Below are 12,000 nucleotides of genomic sequence, written 5' to 3'. Positions count from 1 at the left end.
CCAGATCGATCCTGGCGACGGGGAGCGGGACGCGGACCGACATGCGTGTGATCCATCGTATCTTGGGCAGCCGGCACGAATCCGGGATGGCCCAGCGCCTGCACCATCTCGCGCATCACGGCGCGGTGGACGTGCTCGTCGTGTCGAGCACCGACGTCGCCCGGCGGCGGATCCGCGCGACCACCCAGTCCGGCGAGGAGATCGCCCTCGCCCTGCCGCGGGACGAGCCGCTCTTCGACGGGGCCGTGCTGGCGCTGGACGCGGACCGCGCCCTCGTCGCCCGCGTCGGCTCCGAACGCTGGCTCCGCCTCGTCCCGGAAAGCCGGGCCGCCGCCCTCGAACTCGGCTACCACGCCGGCAACCTCCACTGGCGGGTCCGCTTCGCCGACGGCGCCCTCCTGGTGGCCCTGGACGGGCCGGCCGACGCGTACCTCGTCCGCCTCGGCGCCCTCGTCACCGACCGGCAGGTGACCCACACCATCCTCGACGAGGCGCCGCCGTGCTGAGCCGGCTCCTGGCGTTCCAGCAGGCCGACGCCGCCTTCCCGAGCGGGAGCTTCGCCTTCTCCAACGGGATCGAGGGGCTCGTCGCGGGCGACCCGGCCTTCGACACGGGGAGCCTGACGCGGACGCTCACGGCCCTCGTGCGCTTCCGGTGGGCGGAGAGCGACCGCGTCGCCCTGATCCTGGCCCACCGCGCCGGCCCCGATCCGGCACGGCTCGGCCGCATCGACGCCGCCGTGGAGGCGGCCACGCTCGTCGAGGCGATGCGCACCGGCAGCCGGCGCAACGGCGCCTCCCTGCTGACCACCCACGCGCGGCTCGCAACGCCCGGCGCCGGGGACATCCGCGCCGCGATCCGGTCCGGGCTCATGCTGGGGCACCTCGCCACCGTGCAGGGCGCCCTGTGGCGCGGGCTGGGCCTGTCGGAAGCGGAGGCGGCGGCCGTCGCCGGCTACCAGCTCGTCTCCGGCCTGGTCTCGGCCACGGTCCGGCTCGGTCAGGTGGGCGCCATCCAGGGCCAGCAGGCGCTCCAGGCGGTGCTGCCGCTCGTCGCGGAGATCGCCGAGCGGCCGGTGACCGAGGACCCCGACGGCGCGATCGTGCTCACGGGCTTCACGCCCCTGATCGAGGTCGCCGCGATGCGGCACGCGCGCGCCGACCTGCGCCTGTTCGCCAACTAGGGAGCGGGTGATGCTGCTCACGCCCACCGAGCTGGAACGTCTCACGATCTTCACCGCGGCCGAGCTCGCCCGCAAGCGCCGGGCCCGCGGCCTCAAGCTCAACTACCCGGAGGCGGTGGCGCTCATCACCGACGAGATCCTGGAGGGCGCGCGCGACGGGCGCAGCGTCGCCGACCTCATCGGCTGGGGCTCCACGATCCTGTCGACCGAGGACGTGATGCCGGGCATCGCCGCCATGCTGCCGATCCTGCAGGTCGAGGGCGTCTTCCCGGACGGCACCAAGCTCGTCACGGTCCACGAGCCGGTCCGCGCCCGGGCGGGCGCCCCCGCCGACACCCTGGAGCCCGGCGCGATCCTGCCGGCCGACGGCGCGATCGAACTGGCCGCGGGCCGCCCGCGGGTCACCCTCGACGTCGTCAACACCGGCGACCGGCCGGTCCAGATCGGCTCGCACTACCACTTCTTCGAGGTGAACCGGGCGCTCGACTTCGACCGGGCGGCGGCCCTGGGCCACCGCCTCGACATCCCGGCCGGGACGGCGATCCGATTCGAGCCGGGGCAGCGCAAGACCGTGACGCTGGTCGGCTTCGGCGGCGCCCGGGAACTGACCGGGCTCAACGACCTGACGCAGGGGACCCTGCCCGACGACGCGGCGCGGGCGGCGGCCGTCGCCCGCGCCAAGGCCCGCGGCTTCAAGGGCGCCTAGGGAGAGTGCCATGGTGACGATCCCGCGCCGCGACTACGCCGCCCTCTACGGGCCGACCACCGGGGACGGGGTGCGGCTCGCCGACACCTCCCTGGTGGCGGTCGTCGAGCACGACCACGCCGTGTACGGGGACGAGTGCCTGCACGGCGGCGGCAAGACCCTGCGCGACGGGATCGGGATGGCGCCTGGGGTGACCGCCGCGCAGGGCGCCCTCGACTTCCTCCTCTGCAACGTCGTGGTGATCGACCCCGTCCTCGGCATCCGGAAGGGCGATCTCGGCATCAAGGACGGGCGGATCGTGGCGCTCGGCAAGGCCGGCAACCCGGCGATCATGGACGGCGTCGACCCGCGCCTGATCGTATCGGCCGGGACGACGGTGCGCGACTGCGAGGGCCTGATCGCGACGCCCGGGGCCATCGACGTGCACGTGCACTTCGATTCCGCCGCCCTGCCGGACCACGCGATCGCCTCCGGCGTCACGACCCTGCTCGGCGGTTCGCTCGGGCCGATCACCGTCGGCATCGATTCCGGCGGCCCGTTCAACACCGGCCGCATGCTCCAGGCCGCCGAGGCCTGGCCGGTCAATTTCGGTTTCCTCGGGCGCGGCAACACCCACCGGCCGGCCGCCCTGAAGGAGCAGCTGGAGACCGGCGTCCTCGGCCTCAAGATCCACGAGGACTGGGGCGCGATGCCGGCGGCGATCGACGCCTGCCTGGGCTTCGCCGACGCCTACGACTTCCAGGTCCAGCTCCACACCGACACGCTGAACGAGTCGGGCTTCGTGGAGGACACGCTGGCGGCGATCGGCGGCCGCACCATCCACATGTACCACACGGAGGGGGCCGGGGGCGGCCACGCGCCGGACATCATCCGGGTCGCCGGGCTGCCGCACTGCCTGCCGTCGTCGACGAACCCGACCAACCCCTACACGGTCAACACCTTCGACGAGCACCTCGACATGACGATGGTGTGCCACCACCTCAACCCGGCCCTGCCGGAGGACGTGGCCTTCGCGGAGAGCCGCATCCGCGCCCAGACCATCGCGGCCGAGGACGTGCTCCACGATATCGGGGCGATCGCGATGCTCGGCTCCGACAGCCAGGGCATGGGCCGGATCCACGAGGTCGTCTGCCGGACCTGGCAGCTCGCCTCGAAGATGAAGGACCAGCGCGGCCCGCTCCCCGAGGAGAGGCCGGGCTTCGGCGACAATGCCCGGATCAAGCGCTACATCGCCAAGTACACGATCAACGCGGCGCGCACCTTCGGCATCCAGGAGCATGTCGGCTCGCTGGAGCCCGGCAAGATGGCCGACATCGTGGTCTGGCGGCCGGCCTTCTTCGGGATCAAGCCGGAGCTCGTGATCAAGGGCGGCTTCATCGCCTGGGGCGCGATGGGCGATTCCGCCGCCTCGCTGATGACCTGCGAGCCGGTGCTGATGCGCCCGCAATGGGGCGCCTTCGGGCGCGCCAAGCAGGCGCTCTCGGCCTGCTTCGTCCATCCCCTGGCGATCGAGGCCGATCTCGGCGGCCGGCTCGGCCTGCGCAAGGCGCTCCTGCCCGCGCGCGGGACCCGCACGCTGACGAAGGCCGACATGCTCTGGAACGACGCCTGCCCGGAGATCCGCGTCGACCCGCAGACCTTCGACGTCTTCGTCGACGGCGTGCTCGCCACCTGCGAGCCGGCCCGGACCCTGCCGCTCGCCCAGCGCTACATGCTGCGCTGAGCGCCGCCGAACCCCGCCACCCCTCTCACGGCCCCGCTCCCCATGACCGACGTGACTCCCGCGAACGCCGCCCGGATCGGGATCGGCGGCCCGGTCGGATCCGGCAAGACCGCGCTGATCGAGCGGCTGATCCCCGTGCTGCGGGCGCGGGGCGTCGATCTCGCGGTGATCACGAACGATCTCGTCACCAAGGAGGATGCCGAGCGGCTGCGCCGCTCCGGGCTGATCGATCCGAGCCGCGTCGAGGCGGTGGAGGCCGGGGCCTGCCCGCACACGGTGATCCGGGAGGACCCGACCCTCAACATCGCCGCGGGCGACGCGCTGGAGGCGCGCTTCCCGGGCCTGCAGCTGCTCGTCTTCGAATCCGGCGGCGACAACCTCGCCTCGACCTTCTCCCTCGACCTCGTGGACTGGTGGATCTTCGTGATCGACGTGGCCGGCGGCGACGACATCCCGCGCAAGCGCGGCCCGGGCGTGCTGCGCTGCGACCTCCTCGTGATCAACAAGATCGACCTCGCGCCGCATGTCGGCGTCGACCTCGACGGGATGCTCGCGGAGGCCGCGCGGGTCCGGAGCGGCAGGCCGGTCCTCGCCACGAACGCGCGCGCGGGCCTCGGCATCGACGCGGTGGCGGATGCCATCGGCCGGGCCGTCCTGTTCGCGCCCTAGCCGTGCCCGACGACGTCCAGACCGGCCGCCGCGCGACGGCCCGCCTCGGCTTCGTCCGCGGCGGCGGGACCAGCGTGCTCGCCGACCAGCACGTGCCGTACCCGTTCCACATCACGAAGCCGTTCCGCCTGTATCCGCAGCGGCCGGAGCTGATCACGCTGTACCTGCAATCGGCTTCCGGCGGCCTCTACCGCGGCGACCGTCTCGGCCTCGACATCGCGATGGGTCCGGGCTCGGCGGCGCACGTCACCACCCAGGCCGCCACGGTCGTCCATCGCAGCGCCGACCAGCCGGCCCGCCAGGACACGTGGATCCGCGTCGGCGCCTATGCCTTCCTCCACTGCGTGCCCGATCCCCTGATCCTGTTCCCCGGCGCCGCCCTCTCGGCCTCGACCCGGGTCACGCTCGAGCCCGGGGCCCGTGCCGTCGTCTCCGAGAGCATTGCGTGTCACGACCCGGAGGGCCGCGGCAGGCCATTCGAGCACGTCGAGCTCGCCCTCGGCATCGAGACGGCGGCGGGGGCCGTCCTGGTCCGCGAGCGGGCGCGCATCGCCGGCGCCGAGTTCCGCGATCCGGCCTCGCCGCTCGGCCCGTGGCGGGCCTACGGCGCCCTCGTCATCCTCGGTCCGGCCCCGTGCCTGCCGGATCCCGGGGACGTCCAGGCCGCGGCCGACCGCACCGGCTGCCGGGCCGGGCTCAGCCCGCTGCCGAACGCGGCCGGGCTCGGCCTCCGGCTCCTCGCGCCCGACGGCGGCACCCTGGCGGCGGGGCTGGAGGCGGCCGCCGGTCGCGCCTTCGCGGCGCTGACCGGGCTCGCCCCGGCGCGCCGCCGCAAATAGGAAGCCGGCGCCCGGGAGCGCCGCTGCCGATATGGGCAGGCTGCCGATGTTTTCATCTTGCGAAATTTATTTTCTTTTGAAGAAATGTACCGAAGGAGACGATCCCGTGCGCGACGGCTGATCCGGTGCGGACGGGGCGGCCCACCTTCTCGAACGATCTGAAGGATTTGCCCCCCATGGCGACAGACGATCCCGCGCACTTCACCCTCCGCCGGCGCCTGCTGCTCGGGCTGGCGGCGGCCCCGCTCGCGGCATCGCTGCCGCGCGTCGCGGCGGCCGCCGAGGCCGGCGCTCTGGCGGTGACCGACAGCGAGGTGACGGTCGGCATCCTGCACTCGATCACCGGCACCATGGCGATCTCGGAGACCGGGCCGAGCCAGGGCGAGAAGCTGGCGATCCAGCAGATCAACGACGCCGGCGGCGTGCTCGGACGCAAGATCAAGATCATCCAGGAGGACGGCGCCTCCGACTGGCCGACCTTCGCCGAGAAGGCCAAGAAGCTCCTCGTCAACGACCATTGCGCCGCCGTGTTCGGCTGCTTCACCTCGGCCTCGCGCAAGGCGGTGCTGCCGGTCTTCGAGCAGTACAACGGCCTGCTGTACTATCCGACCTTCTACGAGGGCCTGGAGCAGTCGAAGAACGTCTTCTACACCGGCCAGGAGGCCACGCAGCAGATCCTCGCCGGCCTCGACTGGGTCCACAAGGAGAAGGGCGGCGACAGCTTCTACTTCATCGGCTCCGACTACATCTGGCCGCGCACCTCCAACAAGATCGCCCGCCGGCACATCGAGACCGTGCTCAAGGGCAAGGTCGTCGGCGAGGAGTACTTCCCCCTCGGCCACACGCAGTTCAACTCGGTCATCAACAAGATCAAGCTCACCAAGCCGAAGGTGATCTTCGCCACGATCGTGGGCGGCTCGAACGTGGCGTTCTACAAGCAGCTCAAGGCGGCGGGCATCGACCTGTCGAAGCAGGTGCTGATGACGCTGTCGGTGACCGAGGACGAGGTCGACGGAATCGGCGGCGAGAACATCGCCGGGGCCTACTCGTGCATGAAGTACTTCGAGTCGATCCAGAACGAGAACAACAAGGCGTTCGTGGCCGCGTTCAAGAAGATGTGGGGCGAGAAGACGGTCATCGGCGACGTGACGCAGGCGGCCTATCTCGGCCCGTTCCTGTGGAAGATGGCCTGCGAGAAGGCCGGCACCTTCGACGTCGACAAGGTCGTGGCGGCCTCGCCGGGCCTCGAGTTCAAGGGCGCGCCGGAAGGCTACGTGAAGATCGACGAGAACCATCACCTCTGGTCGAAGACGCGGGTCGGCCGGGCCAAGCCCGATGGCCAGTTCGAGATCGTCTACACCAGCCCCGAGCTGATCAAGCCCGATCCGTTCCCGAAAGGGTACCAGTAGGCCAGGCTGACGGCTGCGAGGATGCGCGTCGATCCGCTCGGAGAGCAGCGTCAGGCGAGCGGCCACGGCTCGGTGCTCGGTTCCGATCCAGCTGACGGCGGCCGGGATCTGCGGGAAGCCGGTTCGATGGCAGGAGAGGTCACGCTTTTGGCTCCGAGAGCCTTGGCGCCTTCGGGCCGCAGACGTCGACCTGTCCGAGCGCCGGATGGCTGCTGCCGACGGTCGCTGACGCCCTCCCTTGAGGCCTCCCCCGCTTTGGGGATACTGGATACATAATCTCGTTCGGGAGAGGGGTCAGATGGCACGACTGAACGTCAACGGCGTCGTGCGTGACGTCGATGCCGAGGCCGACACCCCGCTCCTCTGGGTCATCCGCGAGCAGATCGGTTTGACCGGCACCAAGTACGGTTGCGGCATCGCCCAATGCGGCGCCTGCACCGTGCATATCGACGGGGCGGCCGTCCGCTCCTGCTCCGTGCCGCTCTCGGCGATCGAGGCGGGGCAGAAGATCGTCACGATCGAGGGGCTAGCGCCGGATGCCCGCCATCCGGTCCAGCAAGCCTGGGCCGAGCTCGACGTGCCGCAATGCGGCTTCTGCCAGCCCGGGATGATCATGGCCTCGGCGGCGCTGCTGGCGCAGAACGCGCGTCCGAGCGAGGAGCAGATCCGCCAGGAGATCACCAACATCTGCCGCTGCGGCACCTACAACCGTGTGCTCGCCGGCATCAAGATCGCCGCCGAGCGCGGCCAGTCCGGCTGACGGGGGACGAGCAGATGAGCCTCGAATCCAAGGCCTCTCCGAAGGCTGCCCGCCCCAGCCGCCGCACGCTGCTCGCCGGCGCCGGTCTCTTCACCCTCGGCTTCCACATCCCGTTCCCCGCACGGGCTGCAACCCTCGACGCGGCGCCCACCGCGCCGGAGGTCAATGCCTGGGTCGTGGTGAAGCCGGACGAGACCGTGGTCATTCGCATCGCCCGTTCGGAGATGGGCCAGGGCACGCTCACCGGCCTCGCGCAACTCGTCGCCGAGGAGCTCGACTGCGACTGGGCCAGGGTCACCACCGAGTATCCGAGCCCGGGCCAGAACCTCGCCCGCAAGCGCGTCTGGGGTGATTACTCGACCGGCGGCAGCCGCGGCGTGCGCGATTCTCACGAGTACGTGCGAAGAGGCGGCGCCGCCGCCCGCACGATGCTCGTTGCCGCCGCCGCGAAGGGCTGGGGCGTACCCGCCGCCGAGTGCCGCGTCGAGCGGGGCGTGATCACCCACGGCCCCTCCGGCCGCAGCATCACTTACGGCGCCGTCGCCGCGGAGGCGGCCAGGATCGAGCCGCCGAAGGACGTGGTGCTCAAGGATCCGAAGGACTGGACCATCGCCGGCAAGCCGCTGAAGCGGCTCGACACCCTGCCCAAGCTCGACGGCAGCCAGGTCTACGGGATCGATCTCAAGCTGCCCGGCCTGCTCAACGCCGCGATCCGCGACTGTCCGGTGACCGGCGGCAGCGTGAGGAGCTTCGACGCCGCGGCTGTGTCGGGCATGCCCGGTGTCCGAAGAGTGCTCCAGGTCGGCGACAGCGCGGTCGCGGTGGTGGCCGACACGTTCTGGCGCGCCAAGACCGCCCTCGACGCCCTTCCGGTCGTCTGGGACGAGGGACCGAACGCGCAGGTTTCCAGCGAGACCATCGCGGCGACCCTGCGCGAGGGACTCGACGCCGAGCAGGCCTTCGTCGGCAACAAGGCCGGCGATGTGGCCGGCGCCCTCAAGGGCGCCGCCAAGGTGGTGGAGGCCGTCTACGGCGTACCGTTCCAGAATCACGCCACGATGGAGCCGATGAATGCCACCGCGCTCTGGACGCCGGAGCGCTGCGAGGTCTGGACGCCGACGCAGAACGGCGAGGCGGCTCTGGCCGCGACCGCCGACGCCGCCGGGCTGCCGGCCACGTCGTGCGAGGTCTACAAGATCCATCTCGGCGGCGGCTTCGGCCGGCGCGGCGCCACGCACGACTGGGTGCGTCAGGCGGTGCTCATCGCTAGGGAGATGCCGGGCACGCCGGTCAAGCTGATCTGGACCCGCGAGGAGGACATGACGCATGGCCGGTACCACCCGGTCACGCAGTGCCGGATGCGCGCCGCCCTCGACGGGGACGGCAACCTGACCGGCCTGCACATGCGCATCTCCGGCCAGTCGATCCTGGCCTCGGTCGCCCCCCAGCGCATGGTCGAGGGCCGCGACCCGGTCACCTTCCAGGGTCTCAACCCCGGAGGTCCGGAGGCCGCGATCGGCTACACGATCCCCAACATCCTGGTCGACCACGCGATGCGCAACCCGCACATCCTGCCGGGCTTCTGGCGGGGCGTGAACCTGAACCCGAACGCCATCTATCTCGAATGCTTCATGGACGAGCTGGCCCACGCCGCCGGGCAGGATCCGCTCGCCTTCCGGCTGAAGCTGATGGACAACCACCCGAAGCACCGGGCCGTGCTGCAGGCGGTGGCCGAGCGGATCGGATGGGCCAGCAAGCCGCCCGCGGGCGTCTACCGCGGCATCTGCCAGACGATGGGGTTCGGGAGCTACGTCGCGGGCGCGGCCGAGGTCTCGGTCTCCGACCGGGGCGAGCTGAAGATCCACCGTATCGTGGCGGCGACCGACCCCGGCCACGCGGTCAACCCGCAGCAGATCGACGCGCAGGTGGCGGGCTCCTTCGTCTACGGTCTCTCGGCCGCGCTGTACGGCGCCTGCACGGTGAAGGACGGGCGCATCGAGCAGACGAACTTCGACAGCTATCCCGTGATGCGGATGGACGCGATGCCGGCGGTCGAGGCCATCCTGATGCCGTCCGGCGGTTTCTGGGGCGGTGTCGGCGAGCCGACGATCGCGGTCGCCGCGCCGGCCGTGCTCAACGCGATCTTCGCTGCGACCGGCAAGCGCGTCCGCCAGCTTCCGCTGAAGGACACGGATCTCCGCCGGGCATGAGGGCGATGACGCCGGCGCTCGCGCTGCTCGCCGCCCTCGCCGGCGGAACGGGCGCGGGCGCCGCCGAGATGCGGCCGCCGCCCGGCGCCTCGTCCTGCACCGGATGCCACGCCGAGGGCTCCGCGATGGGCGTGCTCGCGGGGCGGCCGGAAGCCGAGATCGTCGGCGCCCTCGAGGCCTTCCGGACCGGCGCGCGCCCGGCGACGCTCATGAACCGCATCGCCAAGGGCTTCGGCGCGCAGGAGAGCCAGGCCATCGCCGCCTGGTTCGCGGCGCAGGGATCGCGGTGATGCGCGCTCCTTCTCCGACCCGCCGCGCCCTGATCGGCGGAGCCGCGGCCGCCGCGCTGGCGCGCCCGGCCCTCGGTGGCACAGCGCCGCGCGTCGTGGTCGTGGGCGCCGGGTTCGGGGGTGCCACGGCGGCGCGCTGCCTCGCCGCGGGCGGCGTCGACGTGACCCTGGTCGAGGCGGCCGAGCGCTATGTCGCCTGCACGGGCAGCAACGCGGTCGTCGTTGGCCTGCGCGGGATCGAGGCCCAGACCTTCGGCTACGAGGCCCTCGGCCGGGCTCGGCTCCGCTTCGTGCGCGGAACGGCGGATGCGGTCGACCCTGTGGCGCGCCGGGTGACGCTCGGCGACGGCACAGTCCTGCCCTACGACCGCCTGGTGCTCTCGCCGGGCATCGCGCTGCGCTTCGACGCCGTGCCGGGCTACGACGCGAAGGCCGCCGAGGCGATGCCCCATGCCTGGAAGGCCGGGGCGCAGACGGTGCTCCTCGCCCGCCAGCTCGAGGCCATGCCGGAGGGCGGCACGGTGGTCCTCTCGGCACCCGCCAACCCGTATCGCTGCCCGCCCGGCCCCTACGAGCGCGCGAGCCTGATCGCGCATTTCCTGAAGACCCGGAAGCCGAAGGCGAAGCTCGTCCTGCTCGACGCCAAGGACACGTTCTCGAAGCAGAAACTGTTCGAGGCGGCCTGGGCGAAGCTGTACCCGGACGTGCTCGAATACGTGCCGCTCGCCTCGGGCGGTGCGGTCACGGAAGTCGACGCCGCCGCGATGGTCGTTCGCACGGACTTCGCCGAGTACAAGGCCGATGTGGCGTGCATCATCCCGCCCCAACGCGCCGGCCCCATCGCGGCGCAGGCCGGCTGCGCCGACCGCAGCGGCTGGTGCCCGATCGATCCGGTGACCTTCGAATCGCGCCTCGTGCCGGGCATCCATGTCATCGGCGACGCGGCGATCGCAGGGGCGATGCCGAAATCCGCCTTCTCGGCGAACGCGCAGGCCAAAGTCTGCGCGCAGGCGGTGATCGACCTGATGGCCGGACGGGAGCCCGAGAGCCCGAGGCTCATCAACACCTGCTGGAGCCTCGTCGCACCGGGCAACGGCATCTCGATCGCGGGCGTCTTCCGCCCGACCGACGGCCTCCTGGCGGACGTTCCGGGAGCCGGCGGCATCAGCCCCCTCGACGCGCCCGACGCGGTGCGCGCGCAGGAGGCGGCCTACGGCGAGAGCTGGTACCGGACGATCACCCGGGACGTGTTCGGATGAGGGAAGGCCGCGCGGCCGCCATGCTCGTGCTGGCAGTCGCCGCCCCGCCGGCGCAGGCCGGGGAGGGCCTGGTCCCCACCGCGATCGTCGGCGACGCCATCCCCGAGAGCCTGACCGGCGCACCGGGCGATGCCGCGCGCGGTCGGGCCATCGTTGTGGACCGGACCCGCGGGCTCTGCCTTCTCTGCCATACCGGGCCCTTCCCGGAGGAGCGGTTCCAGGGCAACCTCGCCCCGGATCTCGCGGGCGTCGGCGGGCGGCTGGGCTCGGGTCAGCTGCGCCTGCGGCTGGTGGACGGACGGGTCTTGAACCCGGAGACGATCATGCCACCGTACTATAGCCTGACAGGGCTCACCCGCGTGGCGCGGCCGTGGCAGGGGCGGCCGATCCTGAGCGCGGCCGAGATCGAGGATGTCGTCGCCTTCCTGGCGACGCTGCGCGAGGCGGGTCCCGAGGAAGGTCGATGAGCAGGCACAGGAGTCGGAGCGCGCGTTCGATGGACCGGCGCGGCGTGCTCGCCGGGGCTGTCGGCACCGCGCTCGCCGTCGCGCTGCGCCCCGCCGCCGCGGCGACGCTCCCGCGCACGGAAACGACGGAATCCGCCATCCGACGCTTCGCGGGTGACAACCCGATCCGACCGGGCCGGGTGACCCTCGACCTGCCGCCGCTCGTGGAGAACGGCAACACGGTGCCGCTCACCGTCGCCGTCGAGAGCGCGATGACGCCCGAGGATTACGTGCGCCGGATCGGGGTGTTCAACGAGAGGAACCCGCAGCCGAACGTCGTGACGGTCCACCTGCGGCCGGGCGCCGGCCGCGCGCAGGTCTCGACACGCATCCGGCTCGCCGACACGCAGCGCATCACCGCCATCGCCGAGATGAGCGACGGGACCTACTGGTCGGCGAGCGCCGATGCCATCGTGACCCTCGCCGCCTGCCTGGAGGGCTGACCC

General features: G+C 71.9%; 13 protein-coding genes. All 13 read left to right on the top strand.

Going from position 1 to position 12,000, the window contains the following annotated elements; all coding sequences use genetic code 11:
- Positions 1-41: 41 nt before the first annotated feature.
- The 13 genes from ureE to ABIC30_RS19615 all read left to right on the top strand — a co-directional run bounded on the left by ureE (position 42) and on the right by ABIC30_RS19615 (position 11,997).
- Positions 42-506 carry an urease accessory protein UreE gene (gene ureE, locus ABIC30_RS19675; protein WP_354455969.1) on the top strand — a complete coding sequence of 155 codons (465 nt, stop codon included), beginning with the start codon at positions 42-44 and terminating at the stop codon, positions 504-506.
- Positions 500-1,183 carry an urease accessory protein UreF gene (locus ABIC30_RS19670; RefSeq protein ID WP_354455968.1) on the top strand — a complete coding sequence of 228 codons (684 nt, stop codon included), beginning with the start codon at positions 500-502 and terminating at the stop codon, positions 1,181-1,183. The genes ureE and ABIC30_RS19670 overlap by 7 nt, the downstream gene beginning before the upstream one ends.
- Before the next feature lie 10 nt (positions 1,184-1,193).
- A complete protein-coding gene (locus ABIC30_RS19665; protein WP_354455967.1) occupies positions 1,194-1,889 on the top strand; it encodes an urease subunit gamma in 696 nt (231 codons plus the stop codon).
- Between the two features lie 10 nt (positions 1,890-1,899).
- Entirely contained in the window at positions 1,900-3,612 is a 1,713-nt protein-coding gene (ureC, locus tag ABIC30_RS19660; RefSeq protein ID WP_354455966.1) for an urease subunit alpha, read from the top strand.
- Between the two features lie 42 nt (positions 3,613-3,654).
- Positions 3,655-4,281: an urease accessory protein UreG gene (gene ureG / locus ABIC30_RS19655; protein WP_132367921.1), complete on the top strand. Its 627-nt coding sequence runs from the start codon at positions 3,655-3,657 to the stop codon at positions 4,279-4,281.
- Positions 4,282-4,283: 2 nt separating this feature from the next.
- Positions 4,284-5,120, top strand: a complete 837-nt coding sequence (locus tag ABIC30_RS19650) for an urease accessory protein UreD (protein ID WP_354455965.1) — start codon at positions 4,284-4,286, stop codon at positions 5,118-5,120.
- 176 nt (positions 5,121-5,296) lie between these two features.
- Positions 5,297-6,529: an urea ABC transporter substrate-binding protein gene (urtA, locus tag ABIC30_RS19645; protein ID WP_091681517.1), complete on the top strand. Its 1,233-nt coding sequence runs from the start codon at positions 5,297-5,299 to the stop codon at positions 6,527-6,529.
- A gap of 298 nt (positions 6,530-6,827) precedes the next feature.
- Positions 6,828-7,289 (top strand): (2Fe-2S)-binding protein, encoded by a 462-nt coding sequence (locus tag ABIC30_RS19640; RefSeq protein WP_354455964.1) that lies wholly within the window; start codon positions 6,828-6,830, stop codon positions 7,287-7,289.
- Positions 7,290-7,303: 14 nt separating this feature from the next.
- Positions 7,304-9,499, top strand: a complete 2,196-nt coding sequence (locus tag ABIC30_RS19635; protein WP_354455963.1) for a xanthine dehydrogenase family protein molybdopterin-binding subunit — start codon at positions 7,304-7,306, stop codon at positions 9,497-9,499.
- Positions 9,500-9,504: 5 nt separating this feature from the next.
- Complete coding sequence (locus tag ABIC30_RS19630) at positions 9,505-9,789, top strand: c-type cytochrome (protein WP_020095605.1); 285 nt, start codon at positions 9,505-9,507, stop codon at positions 9,787-9,789.
- Positions 9,789-11,048, top strand: a complete 1,260-nt coding sequence (locus tag ABIC30_RS19625) for an NAD(P)/FAD-dependent oxidoreductase (protein WP_020095604.1) — start codon at positions 9,789-9,791, stop codon at positions 11,046-11,048. Before ABIC30_RS19630 ends, ABIC30_RS19625 begins: the two co-directional genes overlap by 1 nt.
- Positions 11,045-11,515: a sulfur oxidation c-type cytochrome SoxX gene (soxX, locus tag ABIC30_RS19620; protein WP_502915852.1), complete on the top strand. Its 471-nt coding sequence runs from the start codon at positions 11,045-11,047 to the stop codon at positions 11,513-11,515. The genes ABIC30_RS19625 and soxX overlap by 4 nt, the downstream gene beginning before the upstream one ends.
- 29 nt (positions 11,516-11,544) lie before the next feature.
- A complete protein-coding gene (locus ABIC30_RS19615; protein WP_354455962.1) occupies positions 11,545-11,997 on the top strand; it encodes a SoxY-related AACIE arm protein in 453 nt (150 codons plus the stop codon).
- Positions 11,998-12,000 lie beyond the last annotated feature (3 nt).

The organism is Methylobacterium sp. 1030, from assembly GCF_040544715.1.
In the GTDB taxonomy this organism is placed as follows: Bacteria; Pseudomonadota; Alphaproteobacteria; order Rhizobiales; family Beijerinckiaceae; genus Methylobacterium.
This window is presented reverse-complemented; position numbering and strand designations above follow the sequence as displayed.